This window comes from Bacillus sp. FSL R5-0416 (assembly GCF_037975425.1).
Classification (GTDB): Bacteria; Bacillota; Bacilli; order Bacillales; family Bacillaceae; genus Bacillus; species Bacillus subtilis.
This window is the reverse complement of sequence record NZ_CP150252.1, coordinates 1,249,827-1,266,504: the sequence shown is the minus strand read 5'-3', so window position 1 is coordinate 1,266,504 and position 16,678 is coordinate 1,249,827. Positions and strand designations below refer to the sequence as shown.

Annotated in this window: 33 protein-coding genes; 1 reads left to right on the top strand and 32 read right to left on the bottom strand. The window is 41.6% G+C overall.

Annotated features, from left to right (window positions below):
* The 27 genes from NYE20_RS06740 to NYE20_RS06610 form a co-directional block, all read right to left on the bottom strand.
* The gene (locus NYE20_RS06740; RefSeq protein WP_250622363.1) at positions 1-336 is read right to left on the bottom strand and encodes a hypothetical protein; all 336 of its coding nucleotides are present in this window, start codon (positions 334-336) and stop codon (positions 1-3) included.
* A gap of 20 nt (positions 337-356) precedes the next feature.
* Positions 357-869, bottom strand: a complete 513-nt coding sequence (locus NYE20_RS06735; RefSeq protein ID WP_061187164.1) for a tail assembly chaperone — start codon at positions 867-869, stop codon at positions 357-359.
* A 54-nt stretch (positions 870-923) separates the two neighbouring features.
* Positions 924-1,169, bottom strand: a complete 246-nt coding sequence (locus NYE20_RS06730; protein WP_268475849.1) for a fibronectin type III domain-containing protein — start codon at positions 1,167-1,169, stop codon at positions 924-926.
* A gap of 13 nt (positions 1,170-1,182) precedes the next feature.
* Positions 1,183-1,473, bottom strand: coding sequence for a fibronectin type III domain-containing protein (locus tag NYE20_RS06725; protein ID WP_061187163.1), 291 nt, complete (start codon positions 1,471-1,473; stop codon positions 1,183-1,185).
* Positions 1,439-1,963, bottom strand: a complete 525-nt coding sequence (locus NYE20_RS06720) for a phage major tail protein, TP901-1 family (protein ID WP_061187162.1) — start codon at positions 1,961-1,963, stop codon at positions 1,439-1,441. The genes NYE20_RS06725 and NYE20_RS06720 overlap by 35 nt, the downstream gene beginning before the upstream one ends.
* A 13-nt stretch (positions 1,964-1,976) precedes the next feature.
* Entirely contained in the window at positions 1,977-2,375 is a 399-nt protein-coding gene (locus tag NYE20_RS06715; protein ID WP_061187161.1) for a DUF3168 domain-containing protein, read from the bottom strand.
* 18 nt (positions 2,376-2,393) lie between these two features.
* Positions 2,394-2,810: an HK97 gp10 family phage protein gene (locus tag NYE20_RS06710; protein ID WP_010329802.1), complete on the bottom strand. Its 417-nt coding sequence runs from the start codon at positions 2,808-2,810 to the stop codon at positions 2,394-2,396.
* On the bottom strand, positions 2,797-3,141 hold the full coding sequence (locus NYE20_RS06705) for a phage head closure protein (protein ID WP_061187160.1): 345 nt from the start codon (positions 3,139-3,141) through the stop codon (positions 2,797-2,799). Before NYE20_RS06705 ends, NYE20_RS06710 begins: the two co-directional genes overlap by 14 nt.
* The gene (locus NYE20_RS06700; RefSeq protein ID WP_061187159.1) at positions 3,138-3,437 is read right to left on the bottom strand and encodes a phage head-tail connector protein; all 300 of its coding nucleotides are present in this window, start codon (positions 3,435-3,437) and stop codon (positions 3,138-3,140) included. Before NYE20_RS06700 ends, NYE20_RS06705 begins: the two co-directional genes overlap by 4 nt.
* A gap of 8 nt (positions 3,438-3,445) precedes the next feature.
* The gene (locus NYE20_RS06695) at positions 3,446-3,697 is read right to left on the bottom strand and encodes a hypothetical protein (protein ID WP_061187158.1); all 252 of its coding nucleotides are present in this window, start codon (positions 3,695-3,697) and stop codon (positions 3,446-3,448) included.
* A 1-nt stretch (position 3,698) separates the two neighbouring features.
* A complete protein-coding gene (locus NYE20_RS06690; protein ID WP_061187157.1) occupies positions 3,699-4,034 on the bottom strand; it encodes a hypothetical protein in 336 nt (111 codons plus the stop codon).
* 4 nt (positions 4,035-4,038) lie between these two features.
* Positions 4,039-4,956 carry a phage major capsid protein gene (locus NYE20_RS06685; protein WP_061187156.1) on the bottom strand — a complete coding sequence of 306 codons (918 nt, stop codon included), beginning with the start codon at positions 4,954-4,956 and terminating at the stop codon, positions 4,039-4,041.
* A gap of 14 nt (positions 4,957-4,970) precedes the next feature.
* On the bottom strand, positions 4,971-5,552 hold the full coding sequence (locus NYE20_RS06680; protein WP_061187155.1) for a DUF4355 domain-containing protein: 582 nt from the start codon (positions 5,550-5,552) through the stop codon (positions 4,971-4,973).
* A gap of 93 nt (positions 5,553-5,645) precedes the next feature.
* Entirely contained in the window at positions 5,646-5,945 is a 300-nt protein-coding gene (locus NYE20_RS06675) for a hypothetical protein (protein ID WP_061187154.1), read from the bottom strand.
* A 52-nt stretch (positions 5,946-5,997) separates the two neighbouring features.
* The gene (locus NYE20_RS06670) at positions 5,998-6,927 is read right to left on the bottom strand and encodes a phage minor head protein (protein WP_061187153.1); all 930 of its coding nucleotides are present in this window, start codon (positions 6,925-6,927) and stop codon (positions 5,998-6,000) included.
* The gene (locus NYE20_RS06665) at positions 6,914-8,317 is read right to left on the bottom strand and encodes a phage portal protein (protein WP_061187152.1); all 1,404 of its coding nucleotides are present in this window, start codon (positions 8,315-8,317) and stop codon (positions 6,914-6,916) included. The genes NYE20_RS06670 and NYE20_RS06665 overlap by 14 nt, the downstream gene beginning before the upstream one ends.
* A gap of 4 nt (positions 8,318-8,321) precedes the next feature.
* The gene (locus tag NYE20_RS06660) at positions 8,322-9,530 is read right to left on the bottom strand and encodes a PBSX family phage terminase large subunit (protein ID WP_061187151.1); all 1,209 of its coding nucleotides are present in this window, start codon (positions 9,528-9,530) and stop codon (positions 8,322-8,324) included.
* Positions 9,520-10,233: a phage terminase small subunit gene (gene terS, locus NYE20_RS06655; RefSeq protein ID WP_161621498.1), complete on the bottom strand. Its 714-nt coding sequence runs from the start codon at positions 10,231-10,233 to the stop codon at positions 9,520-9,522. Before terS ends, NYE20_RS06660 begins: the two co-directional genes overlap by 11 nt.
* A gap of 160 nt (positions 10,234-10,393) precedes the next feature.
* Positions 10,394-10,573: a hypothetical protein gene (locus tag NYE20_RS06650; RefSeq protein WP_061187548.1), complete on the bottom strand. Its 180-nt coding sequence runs from the start codon at positions 10,571-10,573 to the stop codon at positions 10,394-10,396.
* A gap of 133 nt (positions 10,574-10,706) precedes the next feature.
* The gene (locus NYE20_RS06645; protein WP_061187547.1) at positions 10,707-10,991 is read right to left on the bottom strand and encodes a YjcQ family protein; all 285 of its coding nucleotides are present in this window, start codon (positions 10,989-10,991) and stop codon (positions 10,707-10,709) included.
* 56 nt (positions 10,992-11,047) lie between these two features.
* The gene (locus tag NYE20_RS06640) at positions 11,048-11,731 is read right to left on the bottom strand and encodes a hypothetical protein (protein WP_061187546.1); all 684 of its coding nucleotides are present in this window, start codon (positions 11,729-11,731) and stop codon (positions 11,048-11,050) included.
* Between the two features lie 89 nt (positions 11,732-11,820).
* Complete coding sequence (locus NYE20_RS06635; protein ID WP_061187545.1) at positions 11,821-12,033, bottom strand: helix-turn-helix domain-containing protein; 213 nt, start codon at positions 12,031-12,033, stop codon at positions 11,821-11,823.
* A 112-nt stretch (positions 12,034-12,145) separates the two neighbouring features.
* Positions 12,146-12,664 (bottom strand): sigma-70 family RNA polymerase sigma factor, encoded by a 519-nt coding sequence (locus tag NYE20_RS06630; protein ID WP_061187544.1) that lies wholly within the window; start codon positions 12,662-12,664, stop codon positions 12,146-12,148.
* A 13-nt stretch (positions 12,665-12,677) separates the two neighbouring features.
* Positions 12,678-12,806, bottom strand: coding sequence for a hypothetical protein (locus NYE20_RS06625; RefSeq protein ID WP_061187543.1), 129 nt, complete (start codon positions 12,804-12,806; stop codon positions 12,678-12,680).
* 134 nt (positions 12,807-12,940) lie between these two features.
* Positions 12,941-13,381, bottom strand: a complete 441-nt coding sequence (locus NYE20_RS06620) for a hypothetical protein (RefSeq protein ID WP_061187542.1) — start codon at positions 13,379-13,381, stop codon at positions 12,941-12,943.
* A gap of 49 nt (positions 13,382-13,430) precedes the next feature.
* The gene (locus NYE20_RS06615) at positions 13,431-13,661 is read right to left on the bottom strand and encodes a hypothetical protein (RefSeq protein ID WP_061187541.1); all 231 of its coding nucleotides are present in this window, start codon (positions 13,659-13,661) and stop codon (positions 13,431-13,433) included.
* Positions 13,658-13,834, bottom strand: coding sequence for a hypothetical protein (locus tag NYE20_RS06610; RefSeq protein ID WP_163136108.1), 177 nt, complete (start codon positions 13,832-13,834; stop codon positions 13,658-13,660). The genes NYE20_RS06615 and NYE20_RS06610 overlap by 4 nt, the downstream gene beginning before the upstream one ends.
* 104 nt (positions 13,835-13,938) lie before the next feature.
* Between NYE20_RS06610 and NYE20_RS06605 the strand changes: the two genes are divergently transcribed.
* On the top strand, positions 13,939-14,457 hold the full coding sequence (locus NYE20_RS06605; RefSeq protein ID WP_061187540.1) for a hypothetical protein: 519 nt from the start codon (positions 13,939-13,941) through the stop codon (positions 14,455-14,457).
* Between the two features lie 341 nt (positions 14,458-14,798).
* Here NYE20_RS06605 and NYE20_RS06600 read toward each other — a convergent pair whose 3' ends face one another.
* From NYE20_RS06600 to NYE20_RS06580, 5 genes are all read right to left on the bottom strand, one after another.
* Positions 14,799-15,047, bottom strand: a complete 249-nt coding sequence (locus NYE20_RS06600) for a hypothetical protein (protein ID WP_061188400.1) — start codon at positions 15,045-15,047, stop codon at positions 14,799-14,801.
* Positions 15,044-15,580, bottom strand: coding sequence for a hypothetical protein (locus NYE20_RS06595; RefSeq protein WP_061188399.1), 537 nt, complete (start codon positions 15,578-15,580; stop codon positions 15,044-15,046). Before NYE20_RS06595 ends, NYE20_RS06600 begins: the two co-directional genes overlap by 4 nt.
* Before the next feature lie 32 nt (positions 15,581-15,612).
* Positions 15,613-15,819 (bottom strand): XtrA/YqaO family protein, encoded by a 207-nt coding sequence (locus NYE20_RS06590; protein WP_017697395.1) that lies wholly within the window; start codon positions 15,817-15,819, stop codon positions 15,613-15,615.
* An 80-nt stretch (positions 15,820-15,899) separates the two neighbouring features.
* On the bottom strand, positions 15,900-16,067 hold the full coding sequence (locus NYE20_RS06585; protein ID WP_176720973.1) for a hypothetical protein: 168 nt from the start codon (positions 16,065-16,067) through the stop codon (positions 15,900-15,902).
* A gap of 119 nt (positions 16,068-16,186) precedes the next feature.
* Positions 16,187-16,645, bottom strand: coding sequence for a DUF1064 domain-containing protein (locus NYE20_RS06580; RefSeq protein ID WP_061188398.1), 459 nt, complete (start codon positions 16,643-16,645; stop codon positions 16,187-16,189).
* Positions 16,646-16,678 lie beyond the last annotated feature (33 nt).

Below are 16,678 nucleotides of genomic sequence, written 5' to 3'. Positions count from 1 at the left end.
TCACCCCTTTTCTTTTGATTGTCTTCCAAAATAAGACCGTACAGCGTCGTTTAACATCTGCACGCCTTTGGCTCTCGGACCAAGCTTGTTTACGTCTGATTCACGCCATTTGTTTTCTTCGCTTGTCAGAGAACGCTCAAGCTCTCTGCGCGCTTTTCTAGCGTCAAACATCTTTGATTCTTTTGGTCTCTTTTCGTTTAATGCATAACGATGAAACATAGCATTTCTCGCCAACTTTTCCATCTCGTCAATTTCACGCAGTTTGGCTGCTTTTAGCTTTCGTTTATACTCGTTTGGAGTCCATGACATAATGACATCATTGTCATAGACACCCATCCAACGAGCCGCGTTTTCAATTACTTGGAGATAGTCGATCCCGTCTTCTCTTTGTACGCTTCTTCCATCGTCTCCAGCATGTCCTTGTTCATTTCGTCTTCCTCCAGACGCTTCGCTTCGATTTCCGGAGTCTCGTTCGGGCTGGCCTTCTTCGGTTTCGACAGCTTGCTCATCATCTTCCATTGCTGACGGATCTTTCCTTTGAAAAAACCCGCTGAATCCAGTGTGTTAAAAGCTTCTTTCACCATCTCATCAACGGCGTTTCCAGTTTCATCTTCTTCAATGATTTTGGCGATCGCATCCTCAATCTGCTCGACAGACGGCTTGCCTTTTTTCAAGTGAGCAAGTGCGCAATCCCAAAATGCAGAAAGATAAACAGCATCATCATTCAGTAAGCTGTTGTAAATCGTTAATGTACCGCCTGATTTGTCACCGTTTTTATCTTCTTTCGCATATTTCTCGTTTGCTGTTCTGTCGAATGCGAAATCACAACGTGCAGCATAATCTTTTCCGTCAATTGTTAAGTGAGCCATATATAAAACCTCCAAATTTTTATATTAAAAAGAGCCCTGGTAACAACCGGGCTCTTATGCTTCTTCTTTATTTGTGCGAATTGTGAATTTCTCTGACCAAGCCGATTCCCCTGCGGTATTTACCGCAGAAACATTGAAAATGTATGAACTATCGGGTTTAAGAGTCGGGTTGGAGAGATATGAGTTTGTCGTGACAGTTGCTATCTTTGCATAATATCTGTAAATGTTGTACGAGGTCGCCCCTTTCACCGCGTCCCATTTAAATCCCACTTGATTTGAAGTAACGCTTGTCATGGTTATATTACGGGGTGTATCAGGGCGCAGTTGCTTGAGTTCTCGTAATAATCTCGGTCATCGGTGATTCCCCAGCATCGTTAACCGCTGAGACATTGACCGTCAGCTGGGTATCTGCCGCAATGCCTGTCAGTGTGTGGGATGTGCCTGTGACAGTAGCATCAAGCTTCTTGTCCGCTCCTCTATACACTTTGTATGACGTTGCCCCATCTACCGCATCCCACTTCACGGTCACGCTGTCAGTAGTAGCCGTGAACGATAGATTTTGGGGCGCCTTAGGGTGTAGTTGTTGTTTTGCCGTTCTCGCCAAACTGCATGAACTTTTTCGCACCCGCAGAAGATCTGATCTGATCAATTAATTCTTGAGGCAGAGGATCAAGTTCCCCTTTACGAGTCTTACCGAGTACAGGCAAGGTTGTTGAAACCTCAATAAATCCATCTTGTGGAGCGCTTTTCTCTAAACTCTCAATGATTGCATGCCCATATTCTGAATCATGCTTTTGGTTTGCGTTCTTATTCAGGTTTACTTTCCATACCTGGAGTGTTTCTTCATTATCGTAGGCATCTTCAATTGCAGATTGCCCTGGATCATTTGTAGCAGCATAATAAGTCAGCTCAAAGTTCTCTGATTTAGGACCGTAACCAACGATTCGGCCAGACTTTGTTGATTCATCTTTTGTATCTTGTTCCTTTGTATGGTTGCCTTCTGTTTGGAACGCAATGAATAAACCCTCTGTTCCAGTTGCATTCATCGGCTGAACGAAGTAAACCTCATCAATACCGTTCAATAATTCTGGCATTTCCTTCATCCTCTCAATTGTTTATTGTGTATCGCATCCTGAGAATGCCGTGTCTGGTGTATCCGTCAATATCAGTGATCACCTGCATACCGCGCATCTCAGAACGGCATAAAGAAAAGCCCTCTATTTCTAGGGGCTCTCTCGTTATTGCTTGCAGCATCAAATCAAGGATCTGCATTGCTTCTTTTTTGCCGTTGTAATCGCTCCAGCAATGGAGAACAACATTGATGATCTCACCTTTAGACGTTTTTGTTTCAAAAGGCGAAACGTCATCATCGCCTGTTGTCACATATGGCTTTTTCTGATCTTTTGAGACTGCATCAAGCACACCAGTGACTCGTGCATTCAGCTCTTCATCAGTTGATAGCCTTTGAAATATAGCCATTTGCAACGGCCACATGGCTGACCGCATAAAGACAGCCCCTTTCTATCACATTTGACTGGCGAAGTACCGCATACCTTCCTCAATAGACGGATTCCAAAACGGCTGGGCTCGCATCCCCCGCGTCATAACCCATTGGTTAAGCTTGGTGTCATAATAGACCCAAGGAGTTTGCCGGCCGCCCCCGTCCTCCGCATAAATTCCGGTACCGTATTCGACATAAATTGCATAATCCGCACCAACAGAAATAACGGCCGTTAAGCCGCCGTCACGATAATCAATTTCTATTGAATTTTTCAAGTTCCCGCCGTCGATCATGGCAGTTGGAGCATTTAAAACAGCGTTGCTGTAAATCAGCTCGGCCGTGTCAGTTACAATCCGTTTGGCTTCTTCAATCACATTGTTCCTGAACTCTTCAGTGGCTCTGCGCATTTGCCTGACCCATCTGCCGCTAACTCTCGCCATCAGACTCAAGCACCTCCGATACCTGGCATTTAAGATTCAAGACCTCATGCATACCGCCTTGGTCAATCGGCTCTGATTTGAGAATGAGGATCTTGTTTTCGTAAATGATCCTCATTGTTTTCTCGATATCAGTCCGATAAGGGAAATACACGTTGCATTCAACCGGGTTTTGTAGCTGCTGAGCCTGATAAAACTCTCGGGAACTGACGCCACTGACTAAAGCTTCTGTTGTGATGTAGTCAACGTACCCTTCTTCATAACCACCGCCGCCGTCCGGCACCTTGCCCATCCGCTGAAACGTGATTTCGTGGGGAAATTCCTCATAAATCATTTAACTCTCAGCCTTCGATATGGCGTAAGGTGCTTTGTAATATACCGAGGAAATTCTGTATTGTACGAATACGATACATCCCCCATGCTTCTTCCCGAGAGTCCAGAAGGAGTCATGTTATATTCTGCAGCCTTCGCAACAAAAAGCTTCACGCCAGCTGGCAAAGCCTCCGGATCGAAAGTGTTACTACAAAAATCACTGGCAGACTCAATCAAAATAGGGACTATTTCAGACAAATATTCATCATGTCTATCTGTCTTAATCCCTGTCATTCGTTTTACTTGTCCGATGTCCACTGAATCACCTACTCTTCACCCAAGACAATCCTGATCAGTTCGTCTTTAGGCGCTTTGGGATCAAACTCGTATTCATTCTCTTTCAAGAAAGCAATAATCTCATCTTTGTTTACTTTCTGCAGTTTAGCCTCAGTCATATCAAAAAGATCAGCAACTGGCTTTTTGACCTCATCCACTCTCTTAAACCCAATATGAGAGTAAACCACCTCAAAAGCCTTTTCAGTGCATTCAATTGTTTTGGAACCGTTAGATGCTTTCATATCACGCGCTCCCTCCTTCCAATGCTTTCAGGCGGTTTTCAATATCAGTGAGTTTGGCAGTTACATCATCACCAAGCTTAGCTAACGTAACAGCCTTTGCAGCGATATTTGCGTTTTGCACACTGCTGGACCCAATATTTCGACTTTGAACAGAACCATCACCAATATTGATGTTTTTCACTTCTCCGTCGCCAATCATTTGAGAAGTGATGCTTTTAGCAGCAGGCGTTGAACCGGGCAAGCCGGTCACTTTTGCGCCTGATTTGATCTCTAATTCGCCGCCGATCACCAATTTGTCGCCGTTATTAGTCTTATAGTTTTTAGATGTGTATCCCATAAACTTACGCCCCCGTTGCTGGAGTAATAGCTGCAAACGCATCATCAGTCAATGTCATGAAACCGACTTGCTGAGTGACACGAAGAGCAACCATGTCACGCTCATACAAGTTGATTGGATTGCCATCAGCATCAACAATTGTTGTCAAGGTTGCATCCTCAGAGATCTTGTATTCCATACCTTGAGGAATGCCGTAACGTGTATAATTCCAGTCAGCCGCAAGTAATGCCGCTTTTTCGTAATCCCATGACTTAGAATCGGCATATCCGATCGGAAGACCCAACGCCTGTTGAGTTGCGCCGCCAGTTGCATCGTTGAAGATCGGAAGCCCGTTACCATCCTTAGTACCGCGAAGTTTTTGACGGAATCGGCGTGTTGTTGTAAAGCCGTTTACATCCTTATCCGCATCCTCAACTAACGCCATTACTCCATTAAGCTCGTCATATAGGTTGCCAAGTGAGTTTAAAGCAACAGTGTTACCAGATTCCTTGATTTTTTCAAATACAGAAACACCTTGACCAAATGGTGAATCGACACCGAATAACGCAGCCTGATCGAATTTAATAGCAAAGGCTTCAGCGATAGCCGGGCGCATTTGTGTGAAGAAATCAGCGATGGTATAACGCAAGAATTCTTTAGAAACAGGGATGATGACACCCAATTTCTTTGAAATCATTTTTGCTGTTAACCATTGGGCCTTAGAAGTTTTGATTCTCTCGCCTTCTCCAACCCAGTAAGCCCCTGGTCCAGAAGCCAAGTATGTGAATTCTTTCTCCGGCTTAGTCATTTCTTCATATTTTGCGAGTTTTGTAACAGCAGATTGAGTCATAAACTCTTTTAAAACTAGAGTACCTTGTTCAGTTGGGACCTTTCCGTTTACTGCGTCTTGCATCAATGCATTGTTTGGATCAAATGTTGGCATAAAGATAGCCCTCCTTATTTTCTAATACTTGCTTCAGCTGCAAGCGAGCTAATATCTAAACTTTGATTTGTCGGTTCATTGCTGCCGGACTGAACATCACGGCCATTCTCTTGGAACTTGGATTCAATCGCCTTTTGAAGTGCAGCATTGTATTTCTCTTCGAATGCTCCGAGGTTCTTCATCGTTGATTCTTCATCCTCACCGATAAAGAATTCCACTACATCTGCCGGCAGTTGCTTTTCAGAAGCATAAGAGACAGCTTTGTTTAAAAGCTTTTCACGTTGTGCTGCTGTCTTCTGATCTTCCAGCTCTTTTTCCAGCTTCCTGATACGCTTTTGTTCCTCTGTTTCTTCCGGATAAAGCTCTTTTACTTTTGCATCAACCAGAGCATCGAGGTTGTTCGCCTTCCATGTCTCAAGGCCTTTCGTAAAATGGGAATCCAACCGAGGCTGAATAAGTCGTTTCCCTTCGTCTGTTTCGAGGAACCCTTCCACCTTATCTGCTGATACGGCCGAAAGTTCTCCTACAAATGCTTTTACTTCTTCGTTCTCTTTATTTTCTTCGAGAAATTTTTTCACTTCGTCTAATGTTGGCATTACAGTTCTTCCTCCTTCGCCCTCTACAGTGCGCGCCTGTTATGAGTGCATGAAAAATAAGCCTTTTTACGTCATGCTCAGGACGGGGATAATTTATTTCCTATAGTTTTCCACATAATTTTCTAAATACGCTTTGACTTTTTTATAGTCTGGAAAATCTTCTGTATCAAAAATAGCGTAGACAGCTCCATACGTATTAAAATAAACAGCATAGCTATCTAATGTTCCTTCATAGCCCATTTTTTTAAAGGTTTCTATTAAAGCAATACTTGCATTGTTAAAATAAACGCTTCCTAGATACGTGTTTTCATCCAGAATAATCCCTTTTTTCTTCAACAAATCCAATGCATGTTTAAATGCTTTTTCAGGAATACAGCTGATATCATACTCCATGTCCACACTCTCCAATTAAAATGAATTTAATAAGAGAATAACATAGTATCTTTCAACTGTTATTTGTTTCCTTAGAAATCTTTTTATACCACTCTTCATAGGTTTGGTATGGGATAGTCTCGCCAGCACCATTGCCGTGCTTACGGGCCCTTCTTGTATCCGGTAGCACGCCGTTTACTTTGAAAGCAATCGTACAACGGCAGTTAATATCATCCTTGGCATTATTCATGTGCCCCGGAGCCGGTCCGACGCCGCCATATATTGATTTGAATAGGCCGTTTCGTCCAACAGTCTTGCCATCAAGCTTCCTGTGACCGGAACGAGTCTTTAGATCAAGAGTCGCATTCCACATCTTTTCGAGTTTGCTCTTTTTAGAAGCCTGCTCAGCGCTTTTCATCCTCGCCGAGACTTGTACCCTATGAGTCTCTGTTCTCGCCACGTCACGAGCCTTTCTGCGGGCAAATTCGGTCGTTTGCTCAATACGCCGGGCAATCTTGGAGTAATCTTCCCCAGCTTGAATACCTTGAGCAATTGAAATCTGTATTTGCCGAACATAGTCATCCCTGTGGCGCTTATACAAAGCTGAGAGAGTCAATTCAGCTATCGGGTTTAATATAGCCTGCTTGATTACTTCGACAGTAGGAATGCTGAAGCCTAAATCAACTGCAGCTTCCATCTCGTACAAATAGGCAGAGCGCATGTAACTCTCAAGGAATTGCTTAGCAGCCAAAGCTTCAACGATTGTGAGGATAGTTTTGAATGCCTTACTGGATTCCTCAGTCATGCGCTCCATTTCTTTTTTGAACCGGTTGTATTTATTCATATCAGCCATGGATAGCTGACCATCTCTGCCGTATTTCGCATAAAGGGCCGCGATTTGTTGATTGATCTCTTTTAGCCGTTGAGCAAAAACGACATCAATCTTTTTCGCGTCCTCTGTGATCATGTCATCCAGGTACTTATCAATATCATTCTGGTTCATCTTCATCACCGCCCGTATCTGTTTCGATATCAGTCAACGGTGGCATGCTGTTCCTGTACTCCTCTTCCTCCTCTTTCATCTTGTGAAGCTCATACTGAACATCATCGACAAAGGACAAGAGAGAAAGGCGTGTTTCTTCGCTGATTAAGCCTTTAAGCTGCGATGTTGTCTGTGCCTCTTCAAGAACGTTGGCTGGAAGGTTACGCTTGAATCCGAACCATACTTTCAAATAATCTTCTGCTTTAGCTTTATTTTTCGTTGCCCAAGCTGAAAAGATCAACTTGTATTGATAACGGAGGGCAGCAGTCATTTTCCGTTCCATCGTGATGCACTTATTCTCAAGCGCCATCAATTTAAATTTCATTGCAACGCCAGTGACATTCCCGCCAAATGATTCATCAGAGAAATTGACCGACTTTGCAAAACGGAGAATGTTTTCTTCGAGCCGATTCAAGTGATTTTCAATGATTGCGTCATTTATATCCTTTGTCAGATAGCTGACATCGTCTTTTTCATCGTAAAGTTCAAGAATCCCAGTCTTTTTAAGCTGTTGGAGTGTGTCCTCATCGGCTCCCAGTCCCTTTAGGATCAAGTACGCCAGTCTGTACTGCTCAATTTCATTTGAGGCGTCTGACAGGGTCCGGTCATAGGCATCAATAAGAGACAATACCTTCTCGGCATCGCCTTTGAGCTCTTTATTGTTTGCCAGCCCGAATAAAGGGCAGCCATCAAACATATGGGGCTGTTTGCGGTCCAGGGTAAAAGCTGAACTATCTTTTGTACTAAAATAATAAATCGTTTTGCTATCGTAAAATTCCGCTTTTTGCTGCCCGTTATATGTCTCGTAATAACGCAAAGCATATTCTGGTTCATGAATATTCCCATCGCTGAGGATAACCGCTTCCCATGGTTCAATGTTTTTGACTCGTTCGTTACCGGATCGGTCAATGTAAGCCAGCCGAGCCCCATAACCGCAAATGGTAGCCATCTTCCCCCATTCACTATCTTCGTCAGCAATATTATTCAAAGTGTTAAAGTCATCAATCATCTGCTTTCCGGAAGAAGTAGTGCCCGCCTCTCGCTTGTCATCAAACTCATATGTGATCGGATGTCCGAAGAGATAGCCCACCTTCGTATCAACAATGTCTGAATCAAATGAGTTATTAAGCTTGTTATTGACCTTATGATCTATCCGCTTAACATGGCCGGTCTCGAAATCCTCATACTCAATGGCTTCTCTGGTTAAGATCGGCACGCCCTGAACCTCTGCCTTGTATCGGTCGTATAAGTTTTTCATTCTATCATGATCGCTTTTATGCGCTTCGATGATGTCTGCAATCAATTCAGATGTAATTCCTGAAGCTCTGATCTTATCTATCAAATGATTCACATGATCACCCCTTCCCTTTTCGTCTCATTGGTTTGTTGTTCGTATAAAGGGCATAACGCATGGAGTCCAGAACATCGTCCCATTCCTTAACTGGTTCGCCTGTCTTCTGATTCCAGACATACATAAAGATTTCTTTTTTAAATCGGTCAACTTTGTCTTCAACGACAAAAAGCTGTTCTTGTTTGAACAGCCGCGCCACTTCTTCTATGCCGGATACGACAGCTTTATCAGCATTGATAGCCCGAAGTTTTTCACGTCGGAAACGAACAACGTGTTCTGGCCGTGCTGTATCACAGTAGAAATTAATGTTGCCGTATCGCCCTTTGATGTCCTTTGCTACCTTCACCCAGTAATCAATCTCTTCGTGTTGCTTAGAATGTTCTTCGAGCAAATAAAAACACCCTTGGTCATCTTGTCCGATTACGACTATAGAACCCGGGTGCTCATATCCCCAGTCAACTCCAGCAAAGTATTTTGTGAAGTTGATTTGTCTATTTTCCATTTCTTTAGAACTGATATAGTGCTTGTCTTTGTTGAAATCCTTATATATTACGCCTTCTGGAGCAACCCAATAGCCGTAAATATCCCGGTCCGTAAACATACCGCTCGGTGTTGAAGCAACAATACTTTCGACATACTCAGGATCAAGAAAGTTGTTATCAAATAACGAGAAGTGAAAAGACCGGATATTCAGCCGGCCGTTTTTCAGCCGCTGCCCGTCTTTGTCGATATAGTCCGTTTTGACGGTGTGCATCGGGTTTTCAGGGTTTGTATCCATCATGACCATTGCACCCTTATAGGAGCAACGTGAAATGACTTCCTTCACGAATGAATCATGCAGGGCCGTCGCTTCGTTTAAGAATGCGCCAGCTGACGTGAAACCCCGCGCCTTTTTCCATGAGTCTGCATTTGCACCATCAAAGCAATAAACACGGTTGCCGAATATCTCAACGGCATTCGCTTTATCAAGGCGCAATTCTTTCCCTAGGATCAGCTCTAAATCATTTAGTATATTCCGCTTTATAGAAGCCTGAGTTGCCCCGCCGATGATAAAAGAAAGCCCCATGTTTTGATATTTGCTGATATGCCCGAGGAACGTCAAAAGGAGCACGAATGTTTTCCCTGCCCTTTTCGCCCCGCTGCATATTAAGATTTTCGGCTGTTCTTCAATAAAGCTATTCCATACCTCTTGTTGCTTAGAGTTAAGTTCCATGAGGTTTCACCATCTTCCGCAGCATGGCAGCAACTTCATTTTCTTTAGAGTTTCCGTTATCGCCGTTAATATCTTTCTTCGCCTTCTCGATATTCAAGCGCATTTGCTCCAATTTAAGGCGCCGTTCATCTTGTTCATGGGCCAGCTGATCAAATTGCTTTATCAAGCTCCTCAGCTCCCCCATTGCCCGAGATTGAGCGTTCAGGAAGGTTGCATGACGATCCCAACCGAATTGAAACTCCCATTCTTGCTCATCGCCAAATGCACCCGGTTTCTCTTTTTTCAAAACCTTAGTCATATCGTCTTTATCCTGTACGTGCATGATGCGCTGCGCCCGGATAATAGCCGCATATTGAATCTGAATTTGATCCCATATCATATCAGCTGGCGAACGCTCCTGAATCTCTTCCATGATCTTAAGTGTTTCTTCTGGCAAGAATTTAGAGAAAAAGCCGTGAGTAACAGCGTTTTGATTCTTCTGTGGTGCGCCGCCGTTGTTCCCTAATGCATTTTTGTTGCCCGGTTGCCCGCCTTTTTTTGTGTGCACACTTTTTTCAATGGGTGCACCCTTTTTCCTTTCCCAACCATGCCGCTGCTTCCACGATTTTATGGTGTTCACTGACACCCCGTATTTTTCGGCAAGGTCCTTGTATTTCATGCCTTTGACGTAATCCTTATACGCCTGAATGTGCTTTTCGGCCATCTACATTCACCGCCGCCCCCTTCTGATTCGTGTTGTTTTGGAAAAGATATTCCCTCTAAACCACCACCGTGCTCAAGCCGTTAACCGCCAATAGTCTATCCTGAGACTTACCGGAAGCAGTTTACAGGGAACAAAAAAAGCACCCCGCAGGATGCTACCTTTATTTCTTCAGTTGACTTGCTCTCCAGTCCATATACTCATGGAATACAGTAGGACCCGATACATTGTACTTATTTCCAATTCGCCACAACTCATCTTGCATTTCTTTTTCTATATCGTCCCATGATCTATGCCCTTGCTTCTCTAAAAAATCATGAAATTCTTTCACCATTGGCTTCAAGCTATTCACCCCCCTACCTTATTATCGGTTAAGGAGTATGACAATGGTAACATTCGCAAAATTTGTCGAACGAAAGCGCTCTTCATAAATAGGTGGCAACCGTAAGACGAAAGTCCTCATAAGATACTCTTGTTCATTTAATCCAATCCCTTATTTCTTTAATAGTTTTATAAGTCTTGGACCAAGCGCCATTCTCTTTTAAAAAGTTTTCACCCTTTTCAGTTAGTTCAGGACCTAGTTTATATAAATGCGGACGATTATCTGAATAAAAAACACCGATTAAATAATTTTCCCGTTTTAAAAAGTTCACTGCTTCATCAAAATGATCTTCGGAAACTTCAAAGTCCTTTTCTGTCAAAGGGGTGTTACCTTCATATATCTCTTTAGCTATAGCATATCTCAATTTTTCTTTATTCAATATCTTCTCTCCCAACTATCCTTTTATAAAATTTGTCAAACGAAGACTCAAGAGTCTCACTTTTTATTTCTTTTTTTTCTGTTCTTTTTTGTTTGTTTTTCTTTTTTTATATCTTCTGTTTGTCCATTTTTCTTTTCTTCAGTTTCTGATTCCTCTTCAATTATTTCTTCCAAAAGCATCTTATAACATCGTAATTTTGATGAAAATTCAGTTCTTTTTGTAGTGATTCGAAGCCAAATTCCCATTATTATAAAATACAGAAGAACAGCTAAAATAACAGCAACAGAACCTAAGTCTAATCCTCCATCTATAATCATTTGAAATAGCTCTGAAGGCTTGATTGTTTTCTTTTCATCTATGTCTAGTGCTATCTTTGAAAATGAATTAGCTGTTGCAGTGTAAAAAGCAATTAAACTTGTAATAATACTCACCGTACTTGTCATTACTGCTGTATTTATAGCGAAAGGAATCGGGGTTAAATTAGAAGTATCGTTAGAAACTTCTAAACTACCATCTAATTTATTAATTAATTTATTTAGCTGATTTTCTTTAAGCTTTTCTAGCCTAATTTTTGTTTTGAAATCTTCTTCATCCTTGATTGTAGATCCTTTTTTATAAGGTTTACCAAAGAATTCAAGATATTTTGTTACTTCTGTTATCTCATCAAAGGGTATCTTCTCAACCTCATTTTTCTTTCGGTTGTATATCTTTCTCCAGAAACCCACAAAAAAGTCCTTCATTTTTCCACCTCTTTTTATACCTGGGGGCTTATTAATTTAGTCCTCTTTAAGGTATATCAGGACATAAAACACACCCATTATCCGGGTGCTCATTTCTTCCTATGCTTTTGGAATTCCAATATATCCTCTTTTATAAAAAGTCTGTCCCTCGGCATTTCTTTAACCGGTTCAAGTTGACCCGTTTTAATTAGCCGATTGAGATATTGACGAGTAAAGCCCAATATTTCAATTGCTTCGCTTGTATTAACGATCTCCTCATTTAAAAACCTTTTAATTGCATCACGTTCTTTTAGATTGTACATCAACAGCGCCCTCTTTAAATTCCCTAATATTGAAAAAGTAACCAATATGATTATAACTATATCAAAAGTAGTTTTAAAGGATTTTTTCTTACTTTTAAATAAAACAAAAAGCCTATTCGGCTAAACAGAATAGGCTGTGTTCTGCTCTATTTTTCATTTTCAAACGGGAACGCTCAATGTTTTTCTGCACTGTTCCTTTTTTAATGTTCAGCAGCTGGGCGATCTCTTCAAAAGACATGTTTTGCACAGTGTGCATGATGAAAATGTCCTTTTCTCTTTCGGTAAGGACAGAAAGAGCATCAGCAATTCTTTCTTTGTCCCAATCGCTTACCTCTCCTTCTGGCTCCTGATTGATCGCATATTCTTCTGGCATTGCATCAATGATACGTGAATCAGCAAGAATCGTTCTTTGATAAACGTCCCTTCTGTCAGCTCCCCGGCGTGCTCCTGGTTGTCTCCCGTTCTGCAGCCATTCGAGAGTGAATTCAATATCGCTGATCATATTACCAATGATTTTCTTGTCATTCTTTTGTCCTGCTTTCATTTCAATTTCTGGCGTTTCCGAGTATGCCCGGTACATCTTTCTCACTTCTTTTAACGCTCTTTTATATTCAATGATTAAATCTTGCATGTTTATCCTCCTCTTATTTACGCTTAAAAGCGCCGCCTTTGCCGCGTCTGAGTGTTTGCATGTTCGTGTTCATCATTTGTTGCCAGAAACGATCTGAGCGCTCCTGTTGCTTCTGTGATGGCTTCTTTTTGGACTGTTTCATGTCTCATCACTCCTTTCATCACTAGTAATCGCGATAGACATCCAGATAGTTGCGAAATAAAAAAAGGACACCGACCAAAGCACAGATTTCTCTGTACAGCGATCAGTGTCCGCAGGCTTTCCGTCTTGGACCATTTATTTAGTTATCATCCCTAATTCTTTTCTAATCGAATTAAATTTATTTGTTACATAATTATAAAGTCTGCTATCCCCATCAACTTTTGACGGTTCAGAATATCCCATTTTAGCCATGTCATCTAATCTTGCTGAATCATCAAACAGATGATTTACTAAATGAATTAATTCTGCTGTGCAATATTCAGGGAAGTTATCAACAAAACCTTTTACCTGAGTGATTTGTTCATGATTTAAACCGTCATATCCTTTTGCCGTATATAATTCTTTCGTAACTATTCTATATATAGGTGTATAAATTTTGCTCAATGCTTCTTCTTTGTATTTCACTGATGCATTTTCATTACGTATTTTCTTTTCTTTTAGATATGTTGCGAAATTTGCAAAGAGCGCTGATAAAATTGCAGTTAACGCTATAGTAAAGAATTGTGCCCAGCTCATAATAAACCCCTTTTTAGGTATTATTATACTAGACTCTATATATTGCTTTCTATAATTTAAAGAATTTGCTGGTATCAACTTTGCCTCTATATTTGGTTTTTGAAATCTCAGCTAAATAAAACAAACCAGCAAAAATATTTAAAATTGGAATAAACACAATTACAGCATCTGAAAAGTTTGGTGATATGCTTTTAAAAGCAATTTGATGCCCTAACTTTGTCATTAACCATGCAAAAGGTATGGATGCTAGATATAGAACTAGAACCAGAACTAAAATCATTTGTCTTCCCTCTTCTCTATATACTTATCAATATCTTTAAAGTAAGCCGCAGCCGTGAATGAAATGATTGCCCCGATCAAAGCAAGGTTCGCTTTCATGTCCGGCCTGTAATCGTGTTGGAAATATATCCAGAATCCGCATCCCATCAATAGAAATAGTATTCTAAGTGCCATCCAATCCCCCTATTGTTCACAAATAATTAACATTTATTTACAGGTTTATTTTTAACCTAGGACGAATTCTTTAGGTGTATCAAAAAACTAAAGGAGTGTTGATAATGAATTTTAAAAAGTTAGTAACAACCACCTTATTAACTTCAGCTATTTTAGGATCAGGCTCAATTGCCAGTGCTACAAGTTTAGATAGTAAAGGGGAGGTCTTGCCTGTCCCTAATAAATTTCAAACTGACTCTATTTTCACCACAAATGGGAAAGCATCGATAGCTGCAAGTGTTGTATATGTTGGTGGCAGACTAGAAGCTAATGGTTCAAACAAGGATTATTTAGACTCACAAGTGTTTACCCTATCAAATAATACTGGAACAAATTATAAAGGGTGGCAAGAATCTGAAAGAGCCAACGCAGCTGCGTATCTTAAGTACGAATTAAAAAATGCATCTACCGGTAACACGGTGTCTCAAGTCAGTTATTATGGTGAAGTTAAAGCAAGTGATGGACGTACTTGGCCAACTTTATCCTTTACCAGCTCCAATATAAAAGTTACAGATAAATACTATGTTAGGGTTACCAACCTTGGCAGTTACCCAGTGAATTTCGCTGGTAATGTTTACAACTAATTGACTTCTGGAAAAAGCAATCTATTTTTGATTGCTTTTTTTCATTTTAAAAGCAGCATCTGGGCGGATTTTTATATCTAATTCGTTGTGACCACATTCAGGGCAGCTGTATTCGATCATGCTCACCTTCCCTTTTGTAATGAAGATTTAACAGAAATTCACTCTTCCATTTGTTACTATTGAACTAATCAAGTATGTTTGGAGGTAAGTTTTTGGACTACATAAGATTTGTTCTTGAAAAACCACTGGCTGGAATTTTATTCAGTGTTTTAGCAACTGCAGCCATTCTTTATGGTTTAACTCACTTTCCTTACGGGGCTTTATAAAAAGTCCCTATCCCCCTATTCCCAGCCGACTGCGATTGCAAAGAATAAAACCAAAACCATCGCCCCAATGAGCCAACCGTTTGTCTTATCACGCTTTGCGATGATAGTTTCATCACCGATCATTTTCAGATCGTCTGATTTTGCCACGAGCACCGGTATGTAATCTGGATGCACTTTCAAATGTTCCGCCGCCTGCTCAACTGTCATCGCTTCGTCTTTCGTGGCTTTGACTGCCCGCTGAAGCTCTACTTGTAAAGGAATCATTCCGCATCACCTACTAATGCTTTTTTTGCGGTATCTCCCCAATCCATATCAATAGGAGGCGGACAGTCTTCAAATTCTACTGTGTATGTTGTTTCTTCCGCGTAAAATTTTAATGCGTTTTTATAACGCTTGTTCTCCTCTTGTAGCCGATGTGATTTATTGGCCTCCTCAATTAGAAAGCCGAATTCTTCGTCTTTTATGGTTATCTCCCTACCACCGCTAGTGAGTTTACAATGATCACAAATGCTTTGAATTTTATCGCTCAACTCCGACTCACCTAAAAGATATTCATATCGCGCATTTTCCTGTTTAAGCAGCCGAATCTCTTCCTGTGCCTGCTTGAATTGATGAACCGCTACTTCCTGCTGACGCTTGTTTTCCTTGATGATTTCCTGACGCTTTTCAGCCAGTTCAGCTTGTTCAATCAGAAAGTGCCAAGCTTTTTCTAAACCTTCCCCGCATTCGGCGTATTTCTTTAACCAACTCGTGAAGATGGTAATTTCAAATTTTTTAACTTCCTGTAATTTATCCATGTCCGTTCCTCCCCCGCAGGGGAAAGCCCCTGCTATTTGATTTTGAAACCTATTTCATGATCAACTCGAGCAAAGCTTCCCTTTGCCGTTTGAATGATTGTTTTGCCATGCTCCGGGGCTTCCAAGACATGTGCGGTGCCCTGGCTCCCGTCTAAAACGATGATCTGTATTTTGCCCGGCTCAATTGCCTGTTCGATTGTTGTATCTTTGCTTAAATTAATTTCTCTTGGGTTGTACATTCTTAGCGCCCCCTGTGCTATGATAGAAGTACCAGTTCATATCAAAGCGCCGGGGCTCTGCTTCGGTGCTTTTTTTGTGTTTAATAGTGATCAGGTTTCCATCCGGCCATTGTGAATGTTGGCGATGGTTTCAATTCCTCCCGGTAAACGATCGGATGCTTTTTCACGTATTCCGCCAGCTGTTCCGGTGTCATCTTCCATTCCTCAACCGGTCCTGGCAGGTAAGGATTGATGCTTTGCTGTTCCATGGTATCTACCTCCTGAATTGATTTTGGGAATTTCCGTGCCGCCGAGCTTCTTACAATCAGAACCCATTCGGCTGGCGCATGCCTTAAACTGAGAGCAACGTGTCATACAGGCCATGAGATTATCTTCTTCCTGCACCCACAACGGCCGATCGTCTGCGATTACCACGTTTAACAGTGGACTTTTCCGCCTTTCTTTTGAGTTTTTTCAGCTCGTCCAGCTCGATGAAGCCAAGTGACTTATCCAGAGCCAGCACCTTGAGTGGCGTATCATAAAGCCGCTCATACAGCTTGCGTTTGATGGCAAATTCCTTTGTTTCCACGCCCTTGATGTCAATGATCTCGATGCTGCCGTCCAAGTTATGAACCTCAAAGTCTGCAATATATTCAATCTTCCGAAAAGTTTTGCCGTTCTTTTTGAATGCCTCTTGCAATAGGAACCGTGGCTGCAGCTTAAAATCTTTGATCTGCTTGCTCACCTTGAGCCATTTCAGCTGCTCATAGTATTTAGCTTCGGCCCGGCTATCGAACGTGATGCCGTCCACTAGTGTTTTTCTGGCGCCGTATTTATTGGCTAACATGTGATGCCTCCAAAAGCTCAGGATTTTGATAGA

Coding starts and splice junctions, on each gene's coding strand:
- NYE20_RS06585 (WP_176720973.1), bottom strand. CDS start 16,067: ATGGAACAGCAAAGCATCAATCCTTACCTGCCAGGACCGGTTGAGGAA.
- NYE20_RS06600 (WP_061188400.1), bottom strand. CDS start 15,047: ATGATTCCTTTACAAGTAGAGCTTCAGCGGGCAGTCAAAGCCACGAAA.
- NYE20_RS06630 (WP_061187544.1), bottom strand. CDS start 12,664: ATGCAAGATTTAATCATTGAATATAAAAGAGCGTTAAAAGAAGTGAGA.
- NYE20_RS06675 (WP_061187154.1), bottom strand. CDS start 5,945: ATGGAGTATGATATCAGCTGTATTCCTGAAAAAGCATTTAAACATGCA.
- NYE20_RS06605 (WP_061187540.1), top strand. CDS start 13,939: ATGAATTTTAAAAAGTTAGTAACAACCACCTTATTAACTTCAGCTATT.
- NYE20_RS06740 (WP_250622363.1), bottom strand. CDS start 336: ATGGGTGTCTATGACAATGATGTCATTATGTCATGGACTCCAAACGAG.
- NYE20_RS06705 (WP_061187160.1), bottom strand. CDS start 3,141: ATGATTTATGAGGAATTTCCCCACGAAATCACGTTTCAGCGGATGGGC.
- NYE20_RS06660 (WP_061187151.1), bottom strand. CDS start 9,530: ATGGAACTTAACTCTAAGCAACAAGAGGTATGGAATAGCTTTATTGAA.
- NYE20_RS06615 (WP_061187541.1), bottom strand. CDS start 13,661: ATGATTTTAGTTCTGGTTCTAGTTCTATATCTAGCATCCATACCTTTT.
- NYE20_RS06710 (WP_010329802.1), bottom strand. CDS start 2,810: ATGGCGAGAGTTAGCGGCAGATGGGTCAGGCAAATGCGCAGAGCCACT.
- NYE20_RS06670 (WP_061187153.1), bottom strand. CDS start 6,927: ATGAACCAGAATGATATTGATAAGTACCTGGATGACATGATCACAGAG.
- NYE20_RS06590 (WP_017697395.1), bottom strand. CDS start 15,819: ATGTACAACCCAAGAGAAATTAATTTAAGCAAAGATACAACAATCGAA.
- terS (WP_161621498.1), bottom strand. CDS start 10,233: ATGGCCGAAAAGCACATTCAGGCGTATAAGGATTACGTCAAAGGCATG.
- NYE20_RS06715 (WP_061187161.1), bottom strand. CDS start 2,375: ATGCGGTCAGCCATGTGGCCGTTGCAAATGGCTATATTTCAAAGGCTA.
- NYE20_RS06685 (WP_061187156.1), bottom strand. CDS start 4,956: ATGCCAACATTTGATCCAAACAATGCATTGATGCAAGACGCAGTAAAC.
- NYE20_RS06625 (WP_061187543.1), bottom strand. CDS start 12,806: ATGAAACAGTCCAAAAAGAAGCCATCACAGAAGCAACAGGAGCGCTCA.
- NYE20_RS06580 (WP_061188398.1), bottom strand. CDS start 16,645: ATGTTAGCCAATAAATACGGCGCCAGAAAAACACTAGTGGACGGCATC.
- NYE20_RS06720 (WP_061187162.1), bottom strand. CDS start 1,963: ATGCCAGAATTATTGAACGGTATTGATGAGGTTTACTTCGTTCAGCCG.
- NYE20_RS06595 (WP_061188399.1), bottom strand. CDS start 15,580: ATGGATAAATTACAGGAAGTTAAAAAATTTGAAATTACCATCTTCACG.
- NYE20_RS06690 (WP_061187157.1), bottom strand. CDS start 4,034: ATGGGATACACATCTAAAAACTATAAGACTAATAACGGCGACAAATTG.
- NYE20_RS06735 (WP_061187164.1), bottom strand. CDS start 869: ATGGCTCACTTAACAATTGACGGAAAAGATTATGCTGCACGTTGTGAT.
- NYE20_RS06620 (WP_061187542.1), bottom strand. CDS start 13,381: ATGAGCTGGGCACAATTCTTTACTATAGCGTTAACTGCAATTTTATCA.
- NYE20_RS06680 (WP_061187155.1), bottom strand. CDS start 5,552: ATGCCAACATTAGACGAAGTGAAAAAATTTCTCGAAGAAAATAAAGAG.
- NYE20_RS06695 (WP_061187158.1), bottom strand. CDS start 3,697: ATGAAAGCATCTAACGGTTCCAAAACAATTGAATGCACTGAAAAGGCT.
- NYE20_RS06640 (WP_061187546.1), bottom strand. CDS start 11,731: ATGAAGGACTTTTTTGTGGGTTTCTGGAGAAAGATATACAACCGAAAG.
- NYE20_RS06610 (WP_163136108.1), bottom strand. CDS start 13,834: ATGGCACTTAGAATACTATTTCTATTGATGGGATGCGGATTCTGGATA.
- NYE20_RS06635 (WP_061187545.1), bottom strand. CDS start 12,033: ATGTACAATCTAAAAGAACGTGATGCAATTAAAAGGTTTTTAAATGAG.